The 26417-nt window shown below is 58.4% G+C and carries 30 protein-coding genes and 4 tRNA genes; all 34 read left to right on the forward strand.

Annotated features, from left to right (window positions below; all coding sequences use genetic code 11):
- Nucleotides 1-207 precede the first annotated feature (207 nt).
- The 34 genes from L1071_RS13985 (at nt 208) to rpsH (ending at nt 26414) form a co-directional block, all read left to right on the forward strand.
- Complete coding sequence (locus L1071_RS13985) at nt 208-1188, forward strand: biotin--[acetyl-CoA-carboxylase] ligase (RefSeq protein ID WP_246975994.1); 981 nt, start codon at nt 208-210, stop codon at nt 1186-1188.
- A complete protein-coding gene (locus L1071_RS13990) occupies nt 1185-2024 on the forward strand; it encodes a type III pantothenate kinase (RefSeq protein WP_246975998.1) in 840 nt (279 codons plus the stop codon). The genes L1071_RS13985 and L1071_RS13990 overlap by 4 nt, the downstream gene beginning before the upstream one ends.
- A 105-nt stretch (nt 2025-2129) precedes the next feature.
- Nucleotides 2130-2213 (forward strand) — tRNA-Tyr (locus L1071_RS13995).
- A 50-nt stretch (nt 2214-2263) separates the two neighbouring features.
- Nucleotides 2264-2337: transfer RNA gene (locus L1071_RS14000), tRNA-Gly, on the forward strand.
- Nucleotides 2338-2343: 6 nt separating this feature from the next.
- Nucleotides 2344-2418: transfer RNA gene (locus L1071_RS14005), tRNA-Thr, on the forward strand.
- A 126-nt stretch (nt 2419-2544) separates the two neighbouring features.
- Nucleotides 2545-2620: transfer RNA gene (locus tag L1071_RS14010), tRNA-Trp, on the forward strand.
- Between the two features lie 71 nt (nt 2621-2691).
- Nucleotides 2692-3060 (forward strand): preprotein translocase subunit SecE, encoded by a 369-nt coding sequence (gene secE / locus L1071_RS14015; RefSeq protein ID WP_246976000.1) that lies wholly within the window; start codon nt 2692-2694, stop codon nt 3058-3060.
- A gap of 8 nt (nt 3061-3068) precedes the next feature.
- Nucleotides 3069-3602, forward strand: a complete 534-nt coding sequence (gene nusG, locus L1071_RS14020) for a transcription termination/antitermination protein NusG (RefSeq protein ID WP_040239448.1) — start codon at nt 3069-3071, stop codon at nt 3600-3602.
- 103 nt (nt 3603-3705) lie between these two features.
- A complete protein-coding gene (gene rplK, locus L1071_RS14025; protein ID WP_040239445.1) occupies nt 3706-4137 on the forward strand; it encodes a 50S ribosomal protein L11 in 432 nt (143 codons plus the stop codon).
- A 2-nt stretch (nt 4138-4139) separates the two neighbouring features.
- Nucleotides 4140-4832 (forward strand): 50S ribosomal protein L1, encoded by a 693-nt coding sequence (rplA, locus tag L1071_RS14030; RefSeq protein ID WP_246976003.1) that lies wholly within the window; start codon nt 4140-4142, stop codon nt 4830-4832.
- Nucleotides 4833-5094: 262 nt separating this feature from the next.
- Nucleotides 5095-5598 (forward strand): 50S ribosomal protein L10, encoded by a 504-nt coding sequence (gene rplJ, locus L1071_RS14035; protein WP_246976007.1) that lies wholly within the window; start codon nt 5095-5097, stop codon nt 5596-5598.
- An 83-nt stretch (nt 5599-5681) separates the two neighbouring features.
- A complete protein-coding gene (gene rplL, locus L1071_RS14040; RefSeq protein ID WP_246976009.1) occupies nt 5682-6053 on the forward strand; it encodes a 50S ribosomal protein L7/L12 in 372 nt (123 codons plus the stop codon).
- A gap of 227 nt (nt 6054-6280) precedes the next feature.
- Nucleotides 6281-10357, forward strand: a complete 4077-nt coding sequence (gene rpoB / locus L1071_RS14045; protein ID WP_246976012.1) for a DNA-directed RNA polymerase subunit beta — start codon at nt 6281-6283, stop codon at nt 10355-10357.
- 78 nt (nt 10358-10435) lie between these two features.
- Nucleotides 10436-14653: a DNA-directed RNA polymerase subunit beta' gene (gene rpoC, locus L1071_RS14050; RefSeq protein WP_246976015.1), complete on the forward strand. Its 4218-nt coding sequence runs from the start codon at nt 10436-10438 to the stop codon at nt 14651-14653.
- Nucleotides 14654-14801: 148 nt separating this feature from the next.
- The gene (rpsL, locus tag L1071_RS14055; RefSeq protein WP_040239433.1) at nt 14802-15176 is read left to right on the forward strand and encodes a 30S ribosomal protein S12; all 375 of its coding nucleotides are present in this window, start codon (nt 14802-14804) and stop codon (nt 15174-15176) included.
- A 110-nt stretch (nt 15177-15286) separates the two neighbouring features.
- The gene (gene rpsG, locus L1071_RS14060; protein ID WP_246976019.1) at nt 15287-15757 is read left to right on the forward strand and encodes a 30S ribosomal protein S7; all 471 of its coding nucleotides are present in this window, start codon (nt 15287-15289) and stop codon (nt 15755-15757) included.
- Between the two features lie 18 nt (nt 15758-15775).
- Entirely contained in the window at nt 15776-17896 is a 2121-nt protein-coding gene (gene fusA / locus L1071_RS14065) for an elongation factor G (protein ID WP_246976022.1), read from the forward strand.
- 29 nt (nt 17897-17925) lie between these two features.
- Nucleotides 17926-19119 carry an elongation factor Tu gene (tuf, locus tag L1071_RS14070; protein WP_246976025.1) on the forward strand — a complete coding sequence of 398 codons (1194 nt, stop codon included), beginning with the start codon at nt 17926-17928 and terminating at the stop codon, nt 19117-19119.
- Nucleotides 19120-19272: 153 nt separating this feature from the next.
- A complete protein-coding gene (gene rpsJ, locus L1071_RS14075) occupies nt 19273-19584 on the forward strand; it encodes a 30S ribosomal protein S10 (protein ID WP_011505728.1) in 312 nt (103 codons plus the stop codon).
- A 130-nt stretch (nt 19585-19714) separates the two neighbouring features.
- Nucleotides 19715-20353 (forward strand): 50S ribosomal protein L3, encoded by a 639-nt coding sequence (rplC, locus tag L1071_RS14080; protein WP_246976027.1) that lies wholly within the window; start codon nt 19715-19717, stop codon nt 20351-20353.
- A gap of 14 nt (nt 20354-20367) precedes the next feature.
- Nucleotides 20368-20976 (forward strand): 50S ribosomal protein L4, encoded by a 609-nt coding sequence (rplD, locus tag L1071_RS14085; RefSeq protein WP_246976030.1) that lies wholly within the window; start codon nt 20368-20370, stop codon nt 20974-20976.
- On the forward strand, nt 20973-21269 hold the full coding sequence (rplW, locus tag L1071_RS14090; protein ID WP_040239417.1) for a 50S ribosomal protein L23: 297 nt from the start codon (nt 20973-20975) through the stop codon (nt 21267-21269). Before rplD ends, rplW begins: the two co-directional genes overlap by 4 nt.
- A gap of 16 nt (nt 21270-21285) precedes the next feature.
- Nucleotides 21286-22116, forward strand: coding sequence for a 50S ribosomal protein L2 (gene rplB / locus L1071_RS14095; RefSeq protein ID WP_246976033.1), 831 nt, complete (start codon nt 21286-21288; stop codon nt 22114-22116).
- Between the two features lie 33 nt (nt 22117-22149).
- Nucleotides 22150-22425, forward strand: coding sequence for a 30S ribosomal protein S19 (gene rpsS, locus L1071_RS14100; RefSeq protein WP_011505733.1), 276 nt, complete (start codon nt 22150-22152; stop codon nt 22423-22425).
- A gap of 18 nt (nt 22426-22443) precedes the next feature.
- Complete coding sequence (gene rplV / locus L1071_RS14105) at nt 22444-22776, forward strand: 50S ribosomal protein L22 (protein WP_246901017.1); 333 nt, start codon at nt 22444-22446, stop codon at nt 22774-22776.
- 11 nt (nt 22777-22787) lie between these two features.
- Nucleotides 22788-23486, forward strand: a complete 699-nt coding sequence (gene rpsC / locus L1071_RS14110; RefSeq protein WP_246901019.1) for a 30S ribosomal protein S3 — start codon at nt 22788-22790, stop codon at nt 23484-23486.
- A 14-nt stretch (nt 23487-23500) separates the two neighbouring features.
- Entirely contained in the window at nt 23501-23914 is a 414-nt protein-coding gene (gene rplP, locus L1071_RS14115; protein ID WP_011505736.1) for a 50S ribosomal protein L16, read from the forward strand.
- Nucleotides 23914-24105 (forward strand): 50S ribosomal protein L29, encoded by a 192-nt coding sequence (gene rpmC, locus L1071_RS14120; RefSeq protein WP_011505737.1) that lies wholly within the window; start codon nt 23914-23916, stop codon nt 24103-24105. Before rplP ends, rpmC begins: the two co-directional genes overlap by 1 nt.
- A gap of 1 nt (nt 24106) precedes the next feature.
- Nucleotides 24107-24367, forward strand: a complete 261-nt coding sequence (gene rpsQ / locus L1071_RS14125) for a 30S ribosomal protein S17 (RefSeq protein WP_246976036.1) — start codon at nt 24107-24109, stop codon at nt 24365-24367.
- A gap of 51 nt (nt 24368-24418) precedes the next feature.
- Nucleotides 24419-24790 carry a 50S ribosomal protein L14 gene (gene rplN / locus L1071_RS14130; RefSeq protein WP_040239405.1) on the forward strand — a complete coding sequence of 124 codons (372 nt, stop codon included), beginning with the start codon at nt 24419-24421 and terminating at the stop codon, nt 24788-24790.
- Between the two features lie 14 nt (nt 24791-24804).
- Nucleotides 24805-25119: a 50S ribosomal protein L24 gene (gene rplX / locus L1071_RS14135; RefSeq protein WP_246976039.1), complete on the forward strand. Its 315-nt coding sequence runs from the start codon at nt 24805-24807 to the stop codon at nt 25117-25119.
- An 18-nt stretch (nt 25120-25137) separates the two neighbouring features.
- Complete coding sequence (gene rplE / locus L1071_RS14140; protein WP_246901026.1) at nt 25138-25677, forward strand: 50S ribosomal protein L5; 540 nt, start codon at nt 25138-25140, stop codon at nt 25675-25677.
- A 10-nt stretch (nt 25678-25687) separates the two neighbouring features.
- Nucleotides 25688-25993 carry a 30S ribosomal protein S14 gene (rpsN, locus tag L1071_RS14145; RefSeq protein ID WP_246924429.1) on the forward strand — a complete coding sequence of 102 codons (306 nt, stop codon included), beginning with the start codon at nt 25688-25690 and terminating at the stop codon, nt 25991-25993.
- Between the two features lie 28 nt (nt 25994-26021).
- Nucleotides 26022-26414 carry a 30S ribosomal protein S8 gene (gene rpsH / locus L1071_RS14150; RefSeq protein WP_246976042.1) on the forward strand — a complete coding sequence of 131 codons (393 nt, stop codon included), beginning with the start codon at nt 26022-26024 and terminating at the stop codon, nt 26412-26414.
- Nucleotides 26415-26417 lie beyond the last annotated feature (3 nt).

Here is a 26417-nt window from a genome sequence, read left to right on the forward strand (position 1 = left end):
CATTTATTTCAGAACCCCCGCTTCGAATGAAGCGGGGGTTTTGTCGTTTATACAGCCTTAAAAAGCAGCAAGTTAGAAGGCCTCCGGCGCACTCGGTGGCTAAACTTGTTTCCTGACAAAGTAATTTATTGCGCTTTGGTCGGCTATGCTCCCCCGACGGAGCGCATTTCGATAGAATGGCTTTTTTTCCCGACGGGGATGATCTGAATGACGATTGGTGATCTGATCCGTTTGCTGAGCGACGGTGAGTATCACTCTGGCGAACAATTGGGCGAGCAACTGGGCGTTTCGCGCACGGCGGTCTGGAAGCAGCTCAAAAAGCTGGAGAAAATGGGGTTGCAGCTGGAAGCGGTAAAGGGTCAAGGGTATCGCTTGGCCGCACCGCTGGATCTGCTGTCCGGGCCGGCTATCATCGAGCGTCTGCCAGCGGAGCCACGTCATCATTTGACCCGCCTTTTCGTTGAAGACGCGCTGCCTTCGACCAATACTTTTTTGCGTGAGCGCTTTCAGCAGGGCGCTGGGCATGCTGAGGTATGCTTGGCGGAGAGTCAGGGTGCCGGGCGTGGCCGGCGTGGTCGTCATTGGATCTGCCCCTGGGGAAGTGGCCTGCTGTTCTCGCTGGGATGGCGTTTCGATGAAGGCGCGTCGGCGCTGGAAGGCTTGAGTCTGGCCGTGGGCGTGGTGCTAGCCGAAGTGCTGGAGCATCTCTCCGTGCCTGTGGTGCTTAAATGGCCCAATGACGTGTTGTTGCAGCGAGAAAGCGGCACGGCAAAGTTGGCCGGCATCCTTCTGGAGATGAGTGGTGATGTCGCTGGACCCTGTGAGGTCGTCATTGGGATTGGTCTCAATGTCGCCTTGCCCGCCGCCGCACGAGATGATGTGGATCAACCCGTGGCTGCCCTGAATGACGTGAGATCTGATATCACGCGTAATGCACTGTCTGCATCATTGGTGGAAGCTTTGCTGGGAATGCTGCCCCGTTTCGAACAGCATGGCTTCGAGCCATGGCGTGACGCCTGGAATCGGCGCAATGCCTATGCCGGGCTCAAGGTAGATGTCGCGCAGGGTGAGCGTACCTATGCGGCTGTTGCCAAGGGCGTGGATGCCGCTGGGAACTTGCAAGTCGATGTGAATGGGGAAGTCCGGCTGTTGGCCGGTGGTGAAATCAGCTTGCGCGCGCGCTCATGATTTTGGATCTCGATATCGGCAATACCTTGTCGAAGTGGCGCCTGAAAGATGTTGCGAGCAGTGAGATTCGCTCTCGCGGGGCTGTCTGGACACGAGAAGAGTGGCGCCCAGGCGCCGACATACCAGATCTCGATGTTGTAGAGGCTGTGCGTATCTCGAGCGTCGCGCGAGAATCCGTATTGCACGATACCGTGACGCTACTGCGACGCCAGGTCGGTGTGGTGCATGTGGCGCGTTCTACGCCCGAAGCGCTTGGTGTCAGCTGTGGTTACGATGAGCCCGGGCGTCTTGGCGTTGATCGCTGGATGGGGGTGCTTGCGGGCTATCAGTTGACCGGGGGCTGCTGCAGTGTCGATTGTGGCAGCGCCATCACCATGGATTTTGTGCTGCCCGGTGGACGCCATCTTGGAGGGTATATCATTCCTGGGCTGCGCTTGATGAAGGAAAGCCTCAAGCTGGGGACGCGTAATGTGGCCATTGACCCTGACAGTGAAGCAGATGAGCTACTGGCGCCGGGACGCAATACGGTCGAGGCAGTCAATCACGGCATCTACATGTCGGCGGTGAGCGCTGTTAATCGTATCTATAGCGAAGTGTGCGATCGGGAAGGCATTGCGCTACCTCTGCTCCTGACGGGAGGTGATGCCCGTGTAGTATCACGAGGACTGCGTATCCCGCATGCAGTATGGCCCGATATGGTTTATGCCGGGCTTGAAACATGCTATCCGTTGACGGCGGCGGAGCGCGCCGGGCGACTAGCGGGGGCGCCGTTGCCACCCCCTGTTCCTCCCCTGGAAAAAGTCCGGGCCGGACTTGCATTCTCAATGCTGCTTTGACACAATGCGGCGCGTTTCGAGTCGACGGGCTCATGGCGAGAGAAAAGCATTGTAAATTAAGTGCTTGACACACTTCTCAAAAGCCGTAGAATTCGTCGCCACGTTGGAGGGGTTCCCGAGTGGCCAAAGGGAGCAGACTGTAAATCTGCCGCGAAAGCTTCGAAGGTTCGAATCCTTCCCCCTCCACCAGATTAGATGCTTGACCGCAAGCCCGTAGGGTGTAAGCGACAAGTGGGTAAGCGGGCATAGTTCAATGGTAGAACCTCAGCCTTCCAAGCTGATGATGCGGGTTCGATCCCCGCTGCCCGCTCCAAGTTAAGCTCATGTAGCTCAGGGGTAGAGCACACCCTTGGTAAGGGTGAGGTCGACGGTTCAAATCCGTCCATGAGCTCCATTATTGGGCGAGGCACGCTCCTCGCCTTGTGTGCGATACAATTGGGTTGCCTTCCTGGTTGTAGTTAGCTAACATGGCGCGCGCTGTGGCAAAAGCCTACCAGTAAAGCGTCAGGTTGCAGAGTATAGGCCAGTAGCTCAATTGGCAGAGCAGCGGTCTCCAAAACCGCAGGTTGGGGGTTCGATTCCCTCCTGGCCTGCCAGCCTTCCTCAGTGCTGGTTCTTCCTTTATTTTTCTTGTTACGCTTGCCGCGCCTTTAGGAGTTCCTTTTCCATGAAACAAAGCGCCGAGGTGCAAGGGTCGCGTTTCGATGCCGCCAGATGGGCGGTCGTCGTCGTTCTTGTCGTTCTGGCGGTGGCAGGCAATGCTTATTTTGCCGATCAAGCGCTGCTGTATCGCGCTCTGGGCGTCGTCGTGCTTGGCGTCGCCGCTGCGGCGGTGGCCTTGACCACGACCAAGGGGCGTGAGTTGGCTGAGCTGGCTCGCGGATCGCGTAAAGAAATTCAGCGGGTGGTGTGGCCGACGCGCCCCGAGACAATTCAGACCACTGCGATCGTCTTGGTAGCCGTGGTATTGGTCGGCATCCTGCTGTGGCTGATCGATACGCTTCTCGGCTGGGCCATGTCCGGCATCATAGGTTAGGAGTTTTCATGTCCAAGCGTTGGTACGTCGTCCACGCCTATTCCGGTTTCGAAAAGCATGTGATGCGCTCTCTCCATGAGCGCGTCAAGATGTATGGCATGGAAGACCAGTTTGGCGAAATTCTGGTGCCGACCGAAGAAGTCGTCGAGATGCGTGACGGCAAGCGTCGCAAGAGTGAGCGCAAGTTCTATCCCGGCTACGTGCTGGTCGAGATGGAAATGACCGACGCCACCTGGCATTTGGTGAATGAGACGCCACGTGTCATGGGGTTCATTGGCGGTACACCGGAAAAGCCAGCGCCAATTACGCAAAAAGAAGCTGATGGCATCTTGCGTCGCGTGCAGGACGGTACAGATAAGCCGCGTCCCAAAACGCTCTTCGACCCGGGCGAAACCGTGCGTGTCGTGGATGGCCCTTTTGCCGATTTCAACGGCGTAGTGGAAGAGGTCAACTACGAGAAGAGCCGCTTGCATGTCAGCGTGCTGATCTTCGGGCGCTCAACGCCGGTCGAACTCGAGTTCGCCCAGGTCGAAAAAGACTGAATACAAGGTGCCGGCTCGTTAGTGGCCGGTGCATGTCGTAGAGACCTTCGGGTCTTGCTGAAACGGGGAGCCGCAAGGCGCTAGCACCCAACTGGAGTCCAATATGGCGAAAAAAGTACAGGCCTATATCAAGCTGCAGGTCGCAGCGGGTAAGGCCAATCCGAGTCCCCCCGTGGGCCCCGCGCTGGGTCAGCACGGCGTCAATATCATGGAGTTCTGCAAGACGTTTAACGCTGAGACTCAGGATATTGAGCCGGGCCTTCCGACGCCGGTCGTAATCACGGTCTATTCTGACCGCAGCTTCACGTTCATCACCAAGACGCCGCCCGCCGCAGTGTTGTTGAAGAAAGCAGCGGGAATCAAGTCAGGCTCTGGCGTGCCGAACAAGACCAAGGTCGGCACCGTGACGCGTGAGCAGTTGGAAGAAATTGCCAAGACCAAGGAGCCCGATTTGACGGCTTCCGACCTTGATGCGGCTGTGCGCACCATCGCAGGCAGTGCCCGTAGCATGGGCCTCAACGTGGAGGGTCTCTGATCATGGCCAAGCTTACCAAGCGCGCTCAGATGCTCCAGGAAAAGGTCGATAATTCCAAGGTCTACACTTTGGAAGATGCTGTCGCCCTGTTGTCCGAAGTGTCTGCGGTCAAGTTCAAGGAATCCGTCGAAGTTTCGATCAATCTCGGCGTCGACCCGCGTAAATCCGACCAAGTAGTGCGTGGCGCTACCGTCATGCCTAACGGTACGGGCAAAACCGCTCGTGTTGCTGTCTTTGCGCAAGGCGCTGCTGCCGATGCCGCAAAAGAGGCCGGTGCCGATATCGTGGGGATGGACGAGCTGGCAGCCGACGTCAAGAAAGGCAACATGGATTTCGATGTGGTAGTCGCCGCACCGGACGCCATGCGTGTCGTTGGGCAATTGGGCCAGATCCTCGGTCCGCGTGGACTGATGCCTAACCCCAAGGTCGGCACCGTAACGCCGGACGTCGCCACTGCCGTGAAGAACGCGAAAGCAGGCCAGGTTCGTTTCCGTACCGACAAGAACGGCATCATTCATGCCGCCATCGGTAAGGTGGATTTCGACGCCAATGCTATCAAGGGCAACCTCGATGCATTGATCGGTGACCTCAAGCGTCTCAAGCCGAGTACGTCCAAGGGCATCTACTTCAAGAAAATCACCCTGTCCACTACCATGGGGCCAGGGTTGACCGTGGATCACACGCCGTTCGTGTGAGTCGCGGGAAAAGGCAGTAACTTTGCGGTCCCCGTACACGGCGTCTAGACGTGGCGGCGGGGCACCGTCAAAGACCGCAGGTGCCGGGCTTCTTCGATGAGCGCGGCTTAATGGGCCTCAAAAGCCGCCTGCGCAGATGGTGTAGCCGCCAGTCTTCTGGTGAGCACCATCACCCAGGCCTCCTCTCGCGACAAGCGAAGATGGGGGAGATGGTAACCACTGGAACGCCTTCACAGGCGTCCGGTACGAAGGAGTGATCACTGTGCCATTAGCACTCGAAGGCAAGAAAGCGATCGTTGCCGAGGTCAGTGAAGCCGCACAAGATGCGCTCTCCGTCGTCGTTGCCGATTCTCGCGGTGTGGCGGTAAGCGCCATGACCGAACTGCGTAAGCAGGCCCGCGAGAATGGTGTGCAGATTCGTGTTGTGCGCAACACGCTGGCACGCCGCGCCCTCGAAGGTACTCCTTGGGAGTGCCTCAACGAGACGTTCTCGGGTCCGACCATGTTGGCCTTTTCCTATGAGCATCCGGGCGCTGCCGCTCGCCTGTTCAAGGAGTTTGCCAAGAATGAGAAAGATTTCGAGATCAAGGCGCTGGCATACGAAGGCGAGTTCATCCCGGCTTCCGATCTTGATCGCCTGGCGACGCTGCCGACACATGATGAAGCCATCGCCAAGCTGATGTCCGTCATGAAGGAAGCATCGGCTGGCAAGCTGGTTCGTACACTCGCTGCGTTGCGTGACCAGAAGCAGGAAGAGGCCGCCTAAGGGCAGGCTGAACCGCGCTGGCACCAATATTGTATCAATGAGTCCTCATGCTATGAGGCTCCCGCAAAGTTAGGAATTTGACAATGGCACTGACTCAAGAAGATATCATCAACGCCGTCGCCGAAATGTCCGTCATGGAAGTGGCTGAGCTGATTTCCGCGATGGAAGAGAAGTTCGGTGTTTCTGCGGCTGCCGCTGTTGTGGCTGGCCCGGGTGGCGGCGAAAGCGAAGAAGCTGAAGAGCAGACCGAGTTCGACCTGGTGCTGACCGGCGCTGGTGAGAAGAAGGTTAACGTCATCAAGGTGGTTCGTGAGATTACTGGTCTGGGTCTCAAGGAAGCCAAGGCAGCCGTCGACGGCGCCCCGGCGACCCTCAAAGAAGGCATGTCCAAGGACGATGGCGAAGAAGCCAAGACCAAGTTGGAAGAAGCTGGCGCATCCGTGGAACTCAAGTAATTCCGGTGACCATGGCTTTACGCGCTGCGTAAGCTTCATGGCTGGCGGCGGGCTTTCCCGCTGCCGGCCTTTTTCTGTTGCTACTAGCCAGAATGTCACATGTCTGACTAGACGAATTCCGACGGCGAGCTCTCGTAAGGGCTTGCCGTCAGCGCCTGACGGGAAGTCCCTTCAGGCGGCGCCGACCACGCACCGGTCACCCAAGGTGAACAAGCTGGGGAATACAGATGGCTTACTCATACACTGAGAAAAAACGCATCCGCAAGGATTTCGGCAAACTGCCACAAGTAATGGATGTGCCTTACCTGCTGGCCATTCAGCTTGATTCCTACTACGACTTCCTCCAGCAGGACCGGGCGCTTGAAGAACGCCTCGACGTCGGCTTGCATGCTGCTTTCAAGTCCGTGTTCCCTATCGAGAGCTTTTCCGGCAATGCCGCTCTCGAGTATGTCAGCTACCGCTTTGGCACGTCGGCGTTCGACGTCAAGGAATGCCAGCTGCGTGGCGTGACCTATTCGGCGCCGCTGCGGGTCAAGGTGCGCTTGATCATCTACGATAAGGACTCGTCCAACAAGGCGATCAAGGACATTAAAGAGCAGGAAGTCTACATGGGGGAAATCCCCCTGATGACTGAAAACGGTACCTTCGTTGTCAATGGTACCGAACGTGTCATCGTCTCCCAGCTCCACCGCTCGCCGGGGGTGTTCTTCGATCACGACAAGGGCAAGAGTCACTCGTCCGGTAAGCTGCTGTACTCCGCGCGTATCATTCCGTATCGCGGCTCCTGGTTGGATTTCGAGTTCGATCCCAAGGACAACGTCTACGTGCGCATCGACCGTCGCCGCAAGCTGCCGGCCACGGTATTGCTGCGCGCGTTGGGCATGAGTGCCGAGGAGATCCTCGAGACGTTCTTCGATACCAGTACCTTCCATGTCGAGAAGAAGGGTTTCAGCGTCGAGCTGGTGCCGTCACGGCTGCGCGGTGAAACGGCGACCTTCGATATTCAGGACGGCGAGGGCAACCTCATCGTCGAGGAAGGTCGCCGCATTACCCAGAAGCATATTCGCCAGATGGAAAAAGCCGGCCTCGAGCGCCTCGATGTGCCGATGGAATATCTGTTCGGCAAGACGCTGGCCAAGGATCAGGTCGATCCGAATACCGGTGAGCTGGTGTGCGAGTGCAATACGGAAATTACCCCCGAGCTGCTTGAAACGCTTGGCCAGGCGGGCATCACCACGCTCGAGACGTTGTACACCAACGATCTCGACGCGGGCTCGTTCGTCTCCGATACGCTGAAGATCGACACGACACGTTCTCAACTCGAGGCGCTGGTCGAGATCTATCGCATGATGCGCCCCGGGGAACCGCCGACCAAGGAAGCGGCCGAGACGCTGTTCCACAATTTGTTCTTCACCGAGGATCGCTACGATCTATCGGGTGTCGGTCGGATGAAGTTCAACCGCCGTCTGCGGCGCGAGGGAGATACCGGCTCGGGGATCCTCGACAATCAGGATATCCTCGACGTCCTTCGGGAGATGATCAATATCCGCAATGGCTTCGGTGACGTCGATGATATCGACCACCTGGGCAACCGCCGTATTCGTTGCGTCGGTGAAATGGCGGAAAATCAGTTCCGTGTGGGGCTGGTACGCGTCGAGCGCGCGGTCAAGGAGCGTCTCTCCATGGCGGAGAGCGAAGGCCTGATGCCGCAGGACCTGATCAATGCCAAGCCGGTGGCAGCCGCGGTGAAGGAGTTCTTCGGTTCTTCGCAGCTGTCCCAGTTCATGGACCAGAACAACCCGCTCTCCGAGGTCACGCACAAGCGCCGTGTTTCCGCGCTGGGGCCGGGTGGTCTGACCCGCGAGCGTGCCGGCTTCGAAGTGCGCGACGTTCACGCCACGCACTACGGGCGTCTGTGCCCGATCGAGACGCCGGAAGGCCCGAACATCGGTCTGATCAACTCGTTGGCGACCTACAGTCATACCAATAGCTACGGCTTCCTGGAAACACCGTATCGCAAGGTGAATGACCGTCAGGTTACCGACGATGTCGTGCACCTGTCGGCCATTGAGGAAGGTGACTTCGTCATCGCCCAGGCGTCGGCCACGGTGGACGAAGACGGTAAACTGGTTGACGACCTGGTTCAGGTCCGCCACCGCGGCGAGACGACCTTCATGGCGCCGGATAAGGTCACGTTGATGGACGTGTCGCCGCGTCAGGTGGTTTCCGTGGCCGCGGCCCTGATTCCGTTCCTCGAGCATGATGACGCCAACCGTGCCTTGATGGGTTCGAACATGCAGCGTCAGGCCGTGCCGACCCTGCGTGCCGAGAAGCCGCTGGTCGGTACGGGCATGGAGCGTTTCGTGGCGCGTGACTCTGGCGTCTGTGCGATTGCACGGCGCGGCGGGGTGATCGACTCGGTCGATGCCAAACGCATCGTGGTACGCATCAACGAAGATGAGATCATCGGCGGTGAAGCGGGCGTCGATATCTACAATCTCACCAAGTACCTGCGTTCCAACCAGAACACGTGCATGAACCAGCGCCCGATCGTGCGCCCTGGCGACACCGTGGCAAGCGGCGATATCCTGGCCGACGGACCTTCCGTCGACATGGGTGATCTGGCACTGGGTCAGAACATGCGCATGGCGTTCATGCCGTGGAACGGCTACAACTTCGAGGATTCCATCCTCATCTCGGAGCGTGTGGTCGCAGAGGACCGCTTCACCAGCATCCACATCCAGGAGCTGACTTGCGTGTCTCGCGACACCAAGCTGGGCGCCGAGGAAATCTCATCGGACATTCCCAATGTCGGTGAAGCGGCGCTCGGTAAGCTCGACGAGGCAGGTATCGTTTATATCGGTGCCGAGGTCGGCCCCGGCGATATCCTGGTCGGTAAGGTCACACCCAAGGGTGAAACCCAGCTGACGCCTGAAGAGAAGCTGCTACGTGCGATCTTTGGCGAGAAGGCGTCCGATGTGAAGGACACCTCGCTGCGTGCGCCGACGGGGATGAAAGGCACGATCATCGACGTGCAGGTCTTCACCCGCGATGGCGTCGATAAGGATTCGCGCGCCCTATCCATTGAGCAAAGTCAGCTCGATGAGGTGCGCAAGGATCTTCAGGAAACTTATCGCATCGCCGAAGAAGCGACCTTCGAGCGCCTCAAGCGCACCTTGCTCGGTCAGCCGGTCAACGGCGGTCCCAAGCTCAAGAAGGGCGACATCCTCGATGAGGCCTATCTTGACGAGCTGCCGCGCAGTCAGTGGTTCAAGCTGCGTATGCAGGACGAGGCGCTCAACGAGCTCTTGGCCCAGGCCGATGAGCAGCTGGAAAAACGTCGCAAAGAGATGGACGAGCGTTTCGAAGACAAGAAGCGTAAGTTGACTCAGGGCGACGACCTGGCACCGGGCGTGCTCAAGATCGTCAAGGTCTACCTCGCCGTGAAGCGCCGCATCCAGTCCGGCGACAAGATGGCGGGTCGCCATGGTAACAAGGGTGTCATTTCATCGATCATGCCCGTCGAGGACATGCCGTTCGATGACAATGGCGAACCGGTCGATGTGGTGCTCAACCCGCTGGGTGTGCCCTCGCGCATGAACGTCGGTCAGGTCCTCGAGACGCACCTGGGCATGGCAGCCTGGGGGCTCGGGGTGAGGATCAACGAGATGTTGCGCGAGGCACGCCAGCAGCAGCTGACAGAGATTCGCGACTTCTTGGGGCAAGTGTATAACACCGCCGAGACGCGCCAGGAGGATATCGACTCGCTCAGCGATGACGAAATCATCACCCTGGCGAAGAATCTGCGCACAGGCGTGCCGGTGGCGACGCCGGTCTTCGATGGTGCCAAGGAGCATGAGATCAAGCATCTCTTGAGTCTGGCCAACCTACCGGATTCCGGTCAGATGACGCTCTACGATGGGCGTACGGGTGAAACTTTTGATCGCCCCGTGACGGTGGGCTACATGTATATGCTCAAGCTCAACCACCTGGTCGATGACAAGATGCACGCCCGTTCCACCGGTTCGTACTCGCTGGTGACCCAGCAACCGCTGGGCGGCAAGGCGCAGTTCGGCGGACAACGCTTCGGCGAGATGGAGGTCTGGGCGCTGGAAGCCTATGGCGCGGCCTATACCTTGCAGGAAATGCTGACCGTCAAGTCCGACGACGTTGAAGGCCGCACCAAGATGTACAAGAACATCGTCGACGGCGACCACTCGATGCAAGCAGGCATGCCGGAATCCTTCAACGTATTGGTGAAGGAAATCCGCTCGCTGGGTATTGATATCGAGCTGGAAGGCTGAGCGTTTCACGCTGACGAATGACGGTCCGCGGGGCCCTACAGGCCCCGCTCATGACAACTCCGCTACGGAGCCGACCCCATGAAAGATTTGGTGAAAGTCCTCAAATCGCAGGCACAGTCCGAAGAATTCGATGCGATCAAGATTACGCTCGCGTCGCCGGACCTGATCCGCTCCTGGTCCTACGGCGAAGTCAAAAAGCCTGAGACCATCAACTACCGTACGTTCAAGCCCGAGCGTGATGGCCTGTTCTGTGCCAAGATTTTCGGCCCGGTAAAGGATTACGAGTGCTTGTGCGGTAAGTACAAGCGCATGAAGCATCGTGGCATCATTTGCGAAAAGTGCGGCGTCGAGGTTACTAAGGCCGCCGTGCGCCGCGAGCGTATGGGACATATCGAACTGGCTGCGCCGGTGGCGCATATCTGGTTCCTCAAGTCGCTGCCGTCACGCATCGGCTTGTTCCTGGACATGACCCTGCGCGATATCGAGCGTGTGCTCTATTTCGAAAGCTTCATGGTCATCGATCCAGGCATGACCACGCTCGAGCGTGGTCAATTGCTCAACGATGAGCAGTACTTCGAAGCGCTGGAAGAATTCGGCGACGACTTCGATGCCCGCATGGGCGCCGAAGCCGTACAGGCGTTGCTTAACGATGTCGACCTTGGGGAAGAGATCGAGCGTCTGCGCGAAGAAGTGCCGCAGACCAACTCCGAAACCAAGATCAAGAAGCTCTCCAAGCGCTTGAAGCTGTTGGAGGCCTTCTACAAGTCCGGTAACGATCCGGCGTGGATGATCATGGAAGTGCTACCGGTACTTCCGCCGGATCTGCGTCCGTTGGTGCCGCTCGACGGTGGCCGTTTCGCGACCTCGGATCTCAACGATCTGTATCGCCGCGTGATCAACCGCAACAACCGCCTGAAGCGGCTGCTCGACCTCAATGCGCCGGATATCATCGTGCGCAACGAGAAGCGCATGCTGCAGGAATCGGTCGATGCGTTGCTCGACAACGGCCGTCGCGGCCGTGCCATCACCGGCTCCAACAAGCGTCCTTTGAAGTCGCTGGCCGACATGATCAAGGGTAAGCAGGGACGTTTCCGCCAGAACCTGCTGGGCAAGCGTGTCGACTATTCAGGCCGCTCGGTGATCACCGTGGGTCCGACGTTGCGTCTGCACCAGTGCGGCTTGCCCAAGAAGATGGCGCTCGAGCTGTTCAAGCCCTTCATCTACTCCAAGCTACAAGCGAGCGGCCAAGCGTCTACCATCAAGGCCGCCAAGAAGATGGTCGAGCGCGAGTTGCCGGAAGTGTGGGACATCCTCGCCGATGTCATCCGCGAGCACCCGGTGATGCTCAACCGTGCCCCGACGCTGCACCGCCTGGGTATCCAGGCCTTCGAGCCGCTGTTGATCGAAGGCAAGGCGATTCAACTGCATCCGTTGGTGTGCGCGGCGTATAACGCCGACTTCGACGGTGACCAGATGGCCGTGCACGTCCCGCTGACGCTGGAAGCGCAGCTCGAGGCGCGGACACTGATGATGGCCACCAACAATGTGCTCTCGCCAGCCAACGGCGAGCCCATCATCGTGCCGTCCCAGGACGTAGTGTTGGGTCTGTATTACATGACCCGCGAGAAGATCAATGCCAAGGGCGAAGGCATGGTCTTCGCCAACCTTAAAGAAGTCGAGCGTGCCTTCGGCACCGAAAGTGTCTCGATGCATGCGCGGGTCAAGGTGCGTCTCACCGAGTACGATCGGGACGAGGCAAGCGGCGAACTGATCGGCACGACCTCGCTGCACGACACCACCGTAGGACGTGCCTTGTTGTTCCGTATCCTGCCGAAGGGGATGCCTTACGAGCTGGTCGATCAGCCGATGAAGAAAAAGGCGATCTCGACGCTGATCAACGCCGTCTATCGTCGTGCCGGTCTCAAGGACACGGTCATTTTCGCCGACCAACTGATGTATACCGGCTTCCGTTTGGCGACCTGGTCGGGCGCGTCGATCGGGGTCAACGACTTCGTCATTCCCGATTCGAAGAAGGAAATCGTCGACGGGGCCGAGGACGAGGTCAAGGAAATCGAGGATCAGTTCTCCTCCGGTCTAGTGACTGCGGGCGAGAAGTACAACAAGGTCATCGATATCTGGTCCAAGGCCAACGACAAGGTCGCCAAGGCGATGATGGCAGGGATCTCCAAGGAGACCGTCACCGACCGTCACGGCGAGCAGGTCGAACAGGACTCTTTCAACAGTGTCTTCATCATGGCCGACTCCGGGGCACGTGGTAGCGCCGCACAGATCCGTCAGTTGGCGGGTATGCGCGGGCTGATGGCGAAGCCGGATGGCTCGATCATCGAGACGCCGATCACCGCCAACTTCCGTGAAGGCCTGAACGTCCTGCAGTACTTCATCTCGACGCACGGCGCTCGTAAGGGTCTGGCGGATACGGCACTCAAGACCGCTAACTCCGGTTACTTGACGCGTCGTCTGGTGGACGTGTCTCAGGACTTGGTGGTGACCGAAGAGGATTGCGACACGCATGAAGGGTTGACGGTACACCCGGTGATCGAAGGCGGCGACGTCATCGTATCGCTGGCACAGCGCGTGCTAGGCCGTGTCGTGGCGCAGGATGTCGTCGACCCTGCCAACGACGAGATATTGATTCCGCGCGGCACCTTGCTGGATGAGGCGTGGTGCGCCGAGCTCGATACCATGGGCGTGGACGAGATCATCGTACGTAGCGCGATTTCTTGCGAAACGTCGCATGGTGTGTGCGCATCGTGCTATGGCCGTGACTTGGCGCGTGGCCATCAGGTTAACATCGGCGAAGCTGTCGGCGTCATTGCGGCGCAGTCGATCGGCGAGCCGGGTACCCAGCTCACCATGCGTACCTTCCACATCGGGGGGGCCGCATCGCGTGCCTCGGCCGTCGATAGCGTTCAGGTCAAGCATGGCGGCACGGTACGCCTGCATAACATCAAGCATGTCGAGCGCACTGACGGCAAACTCATCGTGGTTTCCCGCTCGAGCGCCTTAGCCGTCGCCGACGACCATGGTCGCGAGCGCGAGTACTACAAGTTGCCGTATGGTGCCGAGTTGTCGGTGCGCGACGGCGACGTGGTTGAAGGTGGGACGCCGGTCGCCAAGTGGGATCCGCACACTCACCCGGTCGTGGCCGAGGTTGAGGGCAAGGCCCAGTTCAGCGATATGGAAGATGGCATCACGATCCACCGCAGCGTGGATGAGATGACCGGCCTTTCGAACATCGAGGTAATCGAGACCGCCGCGCGTCCGACCTCTGGTCGTGAAAAGCGCCCGATGATCATGTTGGTCGATGACAATGGTGAGCATGTCACGCTGCCGGGCTCCAATACCCCTGTGCAGTACATGCTGCCCGGCAAAGCCATTATCGCGGGCGAAAACGGTGACCAGGTCGGGGTCGGTGAGGTCATTGCGCGTATCCCGGTCGAAGCGTCCGGCAATAAGGACATCACCGGTGGTCTGCCGCGTGTCGCCGATTTGTTCGAGGCACGTAAGCCCAAAGAGCCGGCGATTCTGGCCGAGGTCACCGGGACCATCAGCTTTGGCAAGGAAACCAAGGGCAAGCGTCGCCTGACGGTCACGCCTGAAGAGGGCGATCCAGTCGAAATGCTGATTCCCAAGTGGCGTCAGATTGGTGTTTTCGAAGGCGAGACGGTGGAAAAAGGCGAGGTCATCTCTGATGGCCCCAGCAATCCCCACGACATCCTGCGCTTGCTCGGGATCGCGGAACTGGCCAAGTACATCACGGTCGAGATCCAAGACGTCTATCGCCTGCAAGGCGTGGTCATCGATGACAAGCACATCGAGGTGATCGTGCGCCAGATGCTGCGCAAGGTGGAAATCACCGATGCCGGAGATTCTTCCTTCATCACCGGCGATCAGGCGGAGTACGTCCGCGTCCTCGAGGAAAACGCACGCCTGGAACAGGAAGGTAAATTCCCGGCCAAATGCGAACGTTTGCTGCTGGGTATCACCAAGGCGAGCCTGGCAACCGAGTCGTTCATCTCGGCAGCGTCGTTCCAGGAAACCACGCGTGTATTGACCGAGGCGGCAGTGTCCGGCAAGCGCGACTACCTGCGCGGCCTCAAGGAAAACGTCGTGGTGGGTCGCCTGGTGCCCGCCGGGACCGGATTGGCGCACCATACCGAGCGGCGTCGCAAGCGCGAGGATGATGAGCACACGGTCAACCCGTCCGCCTCCGATGTCGAGCAGGAATTGGGCGCGCAGCTCACTGCGCTGGACGCCGACGACGAAGACCTCTAGACGTATGCCGTCAAGTCCGGCGTCCACGTGGCGGCGGACTTGACGTGGCTCGTCGCCAGACATTAGAATGCGCAGCCTTTAACAGTGGGGTGGGTACGTCCTGTCCCAATGTTGAAAGGTTTGGCAACCATTGGAGTCAGCTACAGATATGGCAACGATCAATCAGCTCGTGCGCAAGCCGCGCAAGCGCCCGGCCGCCAAGAGCGACGTGCCGGCGCTGCAGTCTTGCCCGCAAAAGCGCGGGGTTTGCACCCGTGTATACACCACCACCCCGAAGAAGCCGAACTCGGCGCTGCGTAAGGTCTGCCGTGTGCGCCTGACGAATGGCTACGAAGTCGCTTCCTATATCGGCGGTGAAGGTCACAACCTGCAGGAACACTCCGTGGTCCTGATTCGCGGCGGTCGTGTAAAAGACTTGCCGGGTGTGCGTTATCACACCGTTCGCGGCGCGCTGGATACTTCCGGTGTTCAGAATCGCCGTCAGGGCCGTTCCAAGTACGGTACCAAACGTCCCAAGTCTTGATCGCGAGGCGATCAAGACTTCAACTGTTGTCGGTCAGATAAGAGTAAGGTCGAGCGCGCGCGGCGTCGTCTCGAGTTTACCTGAAGGACCCTTCGAAACGAGGGCTTATCATGCCTAGAAGAAAAGTTGTAGCCAAACGCGAAATCCTTCCGGATCCGAAGTTCGGAAGTGAGCGTCTGGCCAAGTTCATGAACCACCTGATGATCAGCGGCAAAAAATCTGTAGCTGAGCGCATCGTTTACGGTGCGCTGGACAGGGTTGCCGAACGTAGCAAGGATGAGCCGCTGGAAATCTTCGACAAGGCGCTGGAAACGATCCAGCCGATGGTCGAGGTCAAGTCTCGCCGCGTTGGCGGTGCGACCTATCAGGTGCCCGTGGAAGTCCGTCCCTCTCGCCGTCAGGCCCTGGCCATGCGTTGGCTGGTGGATGCGGCGCGCAGTCGTGGTGAGAAGACCATGGTGCAGCGCCTCGCCGGTGAAATGCTGGACGCCGCCGAAGGCAAGGGTGCTGCTGTGAAGAAGCGTGAAGACGTGCATCGCATGGCAGATGCCAACAAGGCCTTCTCTCACTACCGCTTCTAACCAACGGGGTATTCCATCGTGGCACGCAAGACTCCGCTTAATCGCTACCGTAATATCGGTATCGTGGCTCACGTCGACGCCGGGAAAACTACCACTACCGAGCGTGTTCTGTTCTATACCGGCCTGTCGCACAAGGTCGGGGAGGTTCATGATGGTGCTGCCACCATGGACTGGATGGAGCAGGAGCAGGAGCGTGGTATTACCATTACCTCCGCTGCGACTACCTGTTTCTGGCAGGGGATGAGCAAGCAGTTCGATGAGCATCGCATCAATATCATCGATACACCGGGGCACGTTGACTTCACGATCGAAGTCGAACGCTCCTTGCGTGTCCTCGACGGTGCCGTCGTTGTGCTGTGTGGCTCCTCCGGTGTGCAGCCCCAGACCGAAACAGTCTGGCGTCAGGCCAACAAGTATGAAGTTCCGCGCATGGTGTTCGTCAACAAGATGGACCGTGCCGGGGCCGATTACTTCATGGTGCTCGACCAGCTCAAGCAGAAGCTGGGCGCCAATACCGTTCCCATCCAGATCAACTGGGGCGCGGAAGATAACTTCAAAGGGGTTATCGACCTGATTCAGATGAAAGGCGTTCTCTGGGACGAGGCCAACCATGGCATGAACTATGAGCTGGTCGACATTCCCGACGAGCTCAAGGAAACCGCCGAAAAGTATCGTGAAGCAATGGTTGAGGCCGCCGCCGAGGCGTCTGAAGAGTTGATGGATAAATACCTCGAAGAGGGTGCCCTCTCCGAGGCGGACATCAAGGCTGGCTTGCGTCGCCGTACCCTGGATAACGAGATCGTTCTGGTAACGTGCGGTAGCGCGTTCAAGAACAAGGGCGTCCAGGCGGTACTCGATGGCGTGATCGAATACATGCCGTCGCCGACCGAAGTCAAGGCTATCGAAGGTGAGCTTGACGACAAGGATGGCACTGTCGCCACGCGTGAAGCTGACGATAAGGCCCCCTTCGCCGCGCTGGCCTTCAAGATCGCCACTGATCCGTTCGTCGGTACGTTGACCTTTATCCGTGTCTACTCGGGTGTGCTCAAGTCCGGTGACAGTATCTTCAATTCCGTGAAGAGCAAGAAGGAGCGCGTGGGCCGTATCGTCCAGATGCACTCCAATTCACGCGAGGAGATCAAGGAAGTCTACGCGGGCGATATCGCCGCGTGCATCGGGCTCAAGGATGTCACTACCGGTGACACTCTGTGTGATCTGCATGACAAGATCATCCTCGAGCGCATGGAATTTCCGGATCCGGTGATCTCGGTCGCTGTGGAGCCGAAATCCAAGCCCGACCAGGAGAAGATGGGGACCGCGCTGGGCAAATTGGCTCAGGAAGACCCCTCTTTCCGCGTCAAGACCGACGAGGAAACCGGTCAGACGATCATTTCTGGTATGGGGGAGCTTCACCTCGATATCATCGTTGACCGTCTGCGTCGTGAATTCAAAGTCGACGCCAATATCGGTAAGCCGCAGGTTGCCTACCGCGAGACGATTCGCGCCAGTGTCGAGCAGGAAGGCAAGTTCGTTCGTCAGTCGGGCGGTCGTGGTCAGTACGGTCACGTGCTGCTGCGCATTGAGCCGCTGACGGCCGAAGACAAAGGCGAAGACGAAGAAATGAACTTCAAGTTCGCCTCCGAAATCGTCGGTGGTGTGGTTCCCAAGGAATACGTGCCGGCCGTCGAGAAAGGGGCCTATGAGCAGCTGCAGAACGGTGTCATCGCGGGCTATCCGATGATTGACGTCAAGGTCACGCTGTTCGATGGTTCCTACCATGACGTGGACTCGAACGAGACTGCGTTCAAGGTTGCCTCTTCCATGGCGATCAAGGAAGGCGCACCGAAGGCCAAGGCCGTGCTGCTGGAGCCGGTGATGAAGGTCGAAGTCGTGACCCCCGAGGAGTTCATGGGTGATGTCATGGGTGACCTTAACCGTCGCCGTGGTCTCGTACAGGGCATGGATGACTCCTCTATGGGGAAAGTCATTCGCGCCACGGTGCCGCTGGCTGAGATGTTCGGTTATGCGACCGACCTGCGCTCTCAGACCCAGGGCCGCGCAAGCTACACCATGGAGTTTGCGGATTACGAAGAGGCGCCCTCCAGCGTCGTTGAAGCCGTCATCAACCAGAATGGTTAACCGTTAGCTAACGTAAAGAGGTTATAGCAGTGGCTAAGGAAAAATTTGAACGTTCCAAAGCGCATATCAACGTCGGCACCATCGGTCACGTCGACCATGGCAAGACCACGCTGACTGCGGCTCTGACTCGCGTTTCCGCGGAAGTTTTCGGCGGCGATTGGCGCGAATTCGATACTATCGACAATGCGCCTGAAGAGCGTGAGCGCGGTATCACCATCGCGACTGCTCACGTCGAATACCAGTCCGAAGTTCGCCATTACGCGCACGTCGACTGCCCGGGTCACGCTGACTACGTCAAGAACATGATCACCGGTGCCGCCCAGATGGACGGCGCGATCTTGGTCTGCTCCGCTGCTGACGGCCCCATGCCGCAGACACGCGAGCACATCCTGCTGTCTCGTCAGGTTGGCGTTCCGTACATCGTCGTGTTCCTGAACAAGGCTGACATGGTCGATGACGAAGAACTGCTCGAGCTGGTCGAGATGGAAGTTCGTGAGCTTCTCAACGAGTACGACTTCCCGGGTGATGACACGCCGATCGTTATCGGTTCCGCGCTGATGGCGCTGGAAGGCAAGGACGACAACGGCATGGGTACCACTGCCGTTGCCAACCTGATCAAAGCTCTGGACGCGTATATTCCGGAGCCGGAACGTGCCATCGATCAGCCGTTCCTGATGCCGATCGAAGACGTGTTCTCGATTTCCGGTCGCGGTACTGTCGTAACCGGTCGTGTCGAGCGCGGCATCGTCAAGAGCGGTGAAGAAGTCGAGATCGTGGGTCTCAAGGACACTGCGAAAACGACCGTCACCGGTGTCGAGATGTTCCGCAAGCTGCTCGACGAAGGTCGTGCTGGCGAGAACATCGGTGCGCTGCTGCGTGGCACCAAGCGTGATGACGTCGAGCGTGGTCAGGTCCTGGCCAAGCCGGGCACGATCAATCCGCACACTACCTTCGAAGCCGAAGTCTATGTGCTGTCCAAGGAAGAAGGTGGTCGTCATACGCCGTTCTTCAAGGGCTATCGTCCGCAGTTCTACTTCCGGACCACTGACGTGACCGGTACTTGTGAGCTGCCGGAAGGCGTCGAAATGGTCATGCCGGGCGACAACGTCCAGATGACTGTGACGCTGATCGCACCGATCGCCATGGAAGACGGCCTTCGCTTCGCGGTTCGCGAAGGTGGACGTACCGTGGGTGCCGGTGTTGTCGCCAAGATTGTCAAGTAAGGGTTTCGCCCTTCGATGATCGAAGGGGGCTCCTTTGGGGAGCCCCCTTTCTGTGCATGTTTGACACTCACTGTCAGCCTGCCTATAATGCGCATCCTTTGAATGCGTGGGTAGACGGCTCGCGCCGTCGACATCCATTGGAGTTTAAGGCTAATGCAGAACCAAAAGATTCGCATTCGGTTGAAGGCCTTTGACCATCGCCTGATTGACCAGTCCGCGCAAGAAATCGTGGATACCGCGAAGCGTACGGGTGCTCAGGTCCGTGGTCCGATCCCACTACCGACTAATCGCGAGCGCTATACCGTATTGATCTCTCCGCACGTCAACAAGGACGCGCGCGATCAGTACGAGATTCGCACTCACAAGCGTGTGCTCGACATTGTCGAACCCACGGAAAAAACTGTAGACGCGCTGATGAAGCTCGACCTCGCCGCTGGCGTGGATGTGCAAATCAAGCTCGACTGACCACACTAGTCACTAGCGGCTTTTCCAAAAGGTCGCCACGCCGGGATGGCGTCACACAATGTGCTAGTGGAATGCTCTGGAAAGGGCAGCCATAGCGGGTGATAGCCCCGTACACTAAAGGAGACTGAACATGACTATCGGTTTGGTCGGTAAGAAGAGCGGTATGACCCGCATCTTTACCGAAAATGGCGCCTCCGTGCCCGTAACCGTTATCGAGGTCGAACCGAACCGCGTGACTCGCGTCAAAACCGTCGAAAGTGACGGCTATAGCGCGATTCAGGTGACTTCGGGATCCCGCAAGGCCAAGCACTTGACCAAGGCTGCCGCAGGGCAATATGCCAAGTCAGGTGTCGAGGCCGGTCGTGCATTGATGGAGTTTCGTCTGGCAGAAGGCGAAGACACTCCTAAGGTGGGCGGCAACATCACCGTATCCCTCTTTGAAGCCGGTCAGAAAATCGATGTGACTGGTACCTCTAAAGGCAAGGGCTTCCAGGGCGCCGTCAAGCGCTGGAATTTCCGCACCCAAGACAATGGTCACGGTAACTCGCTTGCGCACCGCGCACCGGGCTCCATCGGTATGTGCCAGACGCCAGGTCGCGTCTTCAAGGGCAAGAAGATGGCCGGTCAGATGGGCAATGAGCGTGTCACTGTCCAGAGCCTGGAAATCGTGCGCGTCGATGCCGAGCGTAATTTGCTGTTGGTCAAAGGCGCCGTGCCGGGTGCGACCGACTGCGAAGTCATCGTACGCAGTGCCGTTAAAGCTCGCTGAGGGGTATGAGACCGATGAATTTGAATCTCGCAGGTGCCGAAACCGGCACTGTCGAAGTGTCCGACGCTACCTTCGGTAAAGAGTTTAACGAGTCGCTGGTCCACCAGGTCGTGACTGCGTACTTCGCAGCCGGTCGCCAGGGGACTCGTGCACAGAAGACTCGCGCCGAAGTACGTGGCGGCGGCAAGAAGCCGTGGCGTCAAAAAGGAACCGGCCGTGCGCGTGCCGGCACTATCCGCTCGCCGCTGTGGCGCAGTGGTGGTGTGACCTTTGCGGCACGCCCGCAAGACTACACCCAGAAAGTCAATCGTAAGATGTACCGCGCGGCCATGCGCTCGATTCTCTCCGAGCTGGTGCGTCAGGAACGTCTGGTCGTCGTTGACAGCATTGCGGTGGATGCCCCCAAGACCAAGCAGCTGATTGCCAAGCTGAAGGACCTGGATCTCGAGAAAGCGCTGATCGTCACCGAAGATATCGACGAAAAGCTGTTTCTCGCCGCGCGTAACATTCCCTACGTCGATGTGGTGGATGTCGCGGCTGCCGATCCGGTGAGCCTGGTTGCCTTTGACAAGGTGCTGGTCACCGTTTCCGCTCTGCGTAAATTCGAGGAGAAGCTGGGATGAACCAGGAACGCGTATTCAAGGTTCTGCTCGGGCCTCACATGACCGAGAAGGCCGCATTCGCCGCCGAAAACAACCAGTACGTGTTCAAGGTGGCCCAGGACGCGACCAAGCCCGAGATCAAGAAAGCCGTCGAAGCGCTCTTCGAAAAGAAGGTCGCCGGTGTGCAGGTCTTGAACGTCAAGGGTAAGACCAAGCGCACGCAACACGGTGTTGGTCTGCGCAAGGGATATCGCAAGGCATACGTCACTCTGGCGGCCGGCGAGACTCTCGAAGACTTCTCTGGCGCCGAGTAAGGCAGGAGTACGGATCATGGCAGTTGTTAAGACCAAACCCACGTCCGCCGGTCGTCGTCACGTCGTCAAAGTCGTCAACGACGAGCTCTACAAGGGCCGCCCTTATGCCGGCCTATTGGAGAAGCAATCCAAGAGCGGCGGTCGTAACAATAACGGTCGTATCACTACCCGTCATGTCGGGGGTGGTCACCGTCAGCACTATCGTGTGATCGATTTCAAACGTGCCAAGGATGGCGTTGCCGCCGTCGTTGAGCGCCTCGAATACGATCCCAATCGTAGCGCCAACATTGCGCTGCTCAAGTACCTGGATGGCGAGCGTCGCTACATCATCGCTCCGCGTGGCGTGAAAGCGGGCGACCGCTTGGAGTCCGGCGTCAATGCAGCGATCAAGCGTGGTAACGCGCTGCCGCTGCGTAACATTCCGGTAGGGTCTACCGTGCACTGCATCGAGATGAAGCCTGGCAAGGGTGCTCAGATCGCGCGGAGTGCCGGGGCCAGTGCCCAATTGGTAGCACGTGAAGGCAACTACGCCACGGTGCGTCTACGCTCCGGCGAGATGCGCAAGATTCTGGCGGAATGTCGTGCAACCCTGGGTGAAGTGGGCAATTCCGAGCACAGCCTCCGTCAACTTGGCAAAGCCGGTGCGAAGCGCTGGAGAGGCGTGCGCCCGACGGTTCGCGGTGTTGCGATGAACCCGGTGGACCATCCGCATGGTGGTGGTGAAGGCCGCTCCAGCGGTGGCCGTCATCCGGTCAGCCCGTGGGGTATTCCCACCAAGGGCCACAAGACCCGCAAGAACAAGCGCACCGAAAAGCTGATCGTCCGTCGCCGCAAGGCCCGGAAATAAGATCTAACGCCAAGACATCAAGAGGTAACGGCTGTGCCACGTTCACTGAAGAAAGGTCCCTTTATTGACCTTCATCTGTTGAAGAAGGTTGAGACTGCAGTGGAGAAGAGCGATCGCAAACCGATCAAGACCTGGTCGCGTCGCTCCATGATCCTGCCCAATATGGTCGGGCTCACCATTGCAGTCCATAACGGTCGCCAACACGTCCCGGTGCATGTCTCCGAGGAAATGGTTGGCCACAAGCTGGGCGAATTCGCTGCGACCCGCACTTATCGCGGTCATGCGGCGGACAAGAAAGCCAAACGGTAAGCCAGAGAGGTTAGAGAGATGGAAGTCACAGCAAAGCTGCGTGGCGCTCGTTTATCCGCCCAGAAGGCCCGTTTGGTGGCTGACCTGGTGCGCGGTAAGCCGGTCGCCGAAGCACTGGATTCATTGACGTACTCGCCGAAGAAAGCGGCGAAGATCGTCAAGAAAGTGCTTCAGTCCGCCATCGCGAATGCGGAAGAAAACAATGGCATGGACATCGACGAGCTGCGTGTCTCGACCATCTGCGTCGATGAGGGCATGACGCTTAAGCGCATCCAGCCTCGCGCCAAGGGCCGTGCGGATCGCATCTTGAAGCGCACCTGCCACATCACCGTCAAGGTAGCCGAGAAGTAGGAGTCGACCAGATGGGTCAGAAAGTAAATCCGACAGGTATTCGGCTAGGCATCGTTAAGGATCACCGCTCCGTCTGGTATGCAGAGCGTGGTGCTTATGCCGATAAGCTGAATAATGATCTCGAAGTGCGTAGCTTCCTGGAGCAGCGTTTGAAAAACGCCTCCGTGAGCGATATCACCATCGAGCGTCCAGCAAATAACGCACGCATCACCATTCACACTGCCCGCCCGGGTATCGTGATTGGTAAGAAGGGCGAGGATGTCGATCGCCTGCGTCGCGACGTCTCCGAGATGATGGGCGTGCCTGTGCACGTCAACATTGAAGAGGTTCGCAAGCCGGAACTCGACGCCCAGCTCGTCGCACAGAACGTGTGCGGACAGCTCGAGCGCCGCGTAATGTTCCGCCGTGCCATGAAGCGCGCCGTACAGAATGCCATGCGCCTTGGCGCCGGTGGCATCAAGATTCAGCTGTCAGGGCGTCTTGGTGGTGCGGAAATCGCGCGTACCGAATGGTACCGCGAAGGTCGCGTGCCGCTGCACACGCTGCGCGCCGACATCGATTACGCCACTTACGAAGCGCACACCACTTACGGCGTTATCGGCGTCAAAGTGTGGGTCTTCAAGGGTGAGATCCTCGGCGGTATCGAGGAAGTGCGTGCCAAGCAGAAACAAGCTCAGGCGCCGGGGCCCAAGAAAAAAGGTTCCAAGTAAGGGGAGAGTGATCGATGTTACAACCCAAGCGTACGAAATTTCGCAAGGTGCAAAAAGGCCGTAACCGCGGTCTCGCGCATCGCGGAAGCAAGGTGAGCTTCGGCGAGTACGGCCTGAAAGCCACCGGTCGCGGACGTATCACCGCTCGCCAGATCGAAGCCGGCCGCCGTGCCATTACACGTCACGTCAAGCGTGGCGGTAAGATCTGGATCCGCGTTTTCCCGGATAAGCCGATTACCGAGAAGCCGCTGGAAGTCCGTATGGGTAAGGGTAAGGGCTCCGTTGAATACTGGGTCGCCCAAATCCAGCCCGGAAAGGTGCTCTACGAGATCGAAGGCGTTTCCGAGGAGCTGGCGCGTGAGGCTTTTGACCTGGCCGCCCAGAAGTTCCCGGTCTCCACCACCTTTGTGAAACGGACGGTGATGTGATGAAAGCCCAGGAAATTCGTGAAAAATCAGTCGAAGCGCTTCAGCAGCAGCTGCTCGAGCTCCTCCGGGAGCAGTTCAACCTGCGCATGCAGAAGGCCACCGGCCAGCTGAGCCAGACCCATCTGCTCAAGCAGGTGCGTCGCGATATTGCTCGCGTTAAGACTGTGCTCAATGAGAAGGCAGGTGACTGAGATGGCTGAAGAAAATAATGCCCGTACACTGACTGGCAAGGTCGTGAGCGACAAGATGGACAAGTCCGTCGTCGTTCAGGTCGAGCGCCGTGTACGGCATCCGATTTACGACAAGTACGTGAAGCGCTCCACCAAACTGCACGCCCATGACGAGGCGAACCAGGCGAAGATTGGCGACACGATCTCTATCGAAGAGTGCCGTCCGATCTCCAAGTTGAAAGCCTGGACGCTGGTCGAGGTGGTCGAGCAGGCCAAGGGCTGAGCAGGCCAGAGCCTTTCACCAGTGCAGTCAGTTTAGGTTTGGAGAAAACCGATGATTCAGACGCAGACAATGCTGGATGTCGCCGACAACAGCGGCGCGCGCCGGGTGCAATGCATCAAGGTGCTGGGCGGGTCACACCGCCGTTACGCCCGTGTTGGTGACGTCATCAAAGTGACGGTCAAGGAAGCGATTCCGCGAGGCAAGGTCAAAAAAGGCCAGGTTCTCAAGGCTGTCGTTGTACGTACCAAGAGTGGTGTCCGTCGTACAGACGGTTCACTGATCCGCTTCGATGGAAATGCGGCCGTTCTGTTGCAAAACGCTAACGAGCAGCCGATCGGTACCCGTATCTTCGGGCCGGTTACGCGTGAGCTTCGCAATGAGAAGTTCATGAAGATCATTTCCCTAGCGCCTGAAGTGCTGTGAGGAGCGAGGCGGATATGCGAAAGATTAAACGTGACGACGAAGTGATCGTCATTGCCGGCAAGGACAAGGGCAAGCGCGGCACGATTAAACGGGTCCTAAACGGAACCTATGTTGTGTCCGGTGTGAACATGATTAAACGTCACACCAAGCCTAACCCCATGCAAGGCAAGCAGGGGGGTATCGTCGAGCGTGAGGCCCCGATTCACGGATCCAACGTGGCCATCTTCAATCAGGAGACCGGTAAGGCGGATCGCGTCGGCTTCCAGATTCAGGAAGACGGTACCAAGGTACGTATCTACAAGTCGACGCAAAAGCAGATCGACGCCTAACGCGAGTCGGGTAGCAAAATGGCGAACTTGAAAGAACGTTATCAGAACGAGGTGGCAGCTCAGCTCCAAGAGCAGTTCAGCTACGCCAACGTGATGCAGATACCGCGGATCACCAAGGTGACCCTTAATATGGGCATCGGCGATGCGACCAGCGATAAAAAGCTGATCGACAACGCCATCGGCGACCTGGAGAAGCTCTCCGGTCAGAAGCCGATAGTGACCAAGGCGCGCAAGTCTATCGCAGGCTTCAAGGTCCGCGAAGGCTGGCCGATCGGCATCAAGGTGACTTTACGTCGCGAACGGATGTGGGATTTCCTCGATCGTCTCGTGAACGTCGCGATTCCGCGCGTTCGTGACTTTCGTGGTCTGAACCCCAAGTCCTTCGATGGTCGTGGCAACTACTCTATGGGCGTGCGTGAACAGATCATCTTCCCCGAGCTCGAATATGATAAGATTGATCGTATTCGCGGGTTGGATGTCACAATCACCACTACTGCCAACACCGATGAAGAAGGCCGTGCGCTGCTGAGCGCGCTGAACTTCCCGTTCAAGAAATAAGGGTGGGATCATGGCAAAGAAAAGCATGATTGAGCGTGAGCTCAAGCGCGCGAAGCTGGTAGACAAGTACGCGGCCAAGCGTGCCGAGCTCAAGGCCGTCATCTATGACGTCAACGCTTCTGATGAAGAGCGCTTCGACGCCCAACTGAAACTTCAGGAGTTGCCGCGCGATTCCAGTCCGGTGCGTAAGCGTAATCGCTGCCGCGTGACCGGTCGTCCGCACGGCTTCTACAACAAGTTCGGCTTGGGCCGCAACAAACTGCGTGAAGCCGCCATGCGTGGCGACGTACCTGGGCTCAAGAAGTCCAGCTGGTAAGCCACGCGAGAATCAGGAGCGCAACGTAATGAGCATGCAAGATACTCTGGCGGATATGTTTACCCGTATCCGCAATGCGCAGATGGCCACCAAGGAGACGGTTTCCATGCCGTCTTCCAACCTCAAGGTCGAGGTGGCTCGCGTATTGAAGCAAGAGGGCTATATCCACGACTTCACCGTCACGGAAGGCGCCAAGCCCCAGCTGGCCGTTACTCTCAAGTACTTCGAGGGTAAGCCGGTCATCGAGCACATCCAGCGCTTTTCAAAGCCGTCCCTGCGCTCTTACAAGGGCAAGGATGCGCTACCGAAAGTCGCGGATGGTCTGGGCATCGCGATCGTCACCACCTCTCAGGGCGTGATGACGGATCGTGCGGCGCGTCAGGCCGGTGTCGGTGGTGAAGTCATCTGCACCGTATTCTAGGAG

The sequence above is a fragment of the Chromohalobacter sarecensis genome, from assembly GCF_023061135.1.
Taxonomy (GTDB): Bacteria; Pseudomonadota; Gammaproteobacteria; order Pseudomonadales; family Halomonadaceae; genus Chromohalobacter; species Chromohalobacter sarecensis.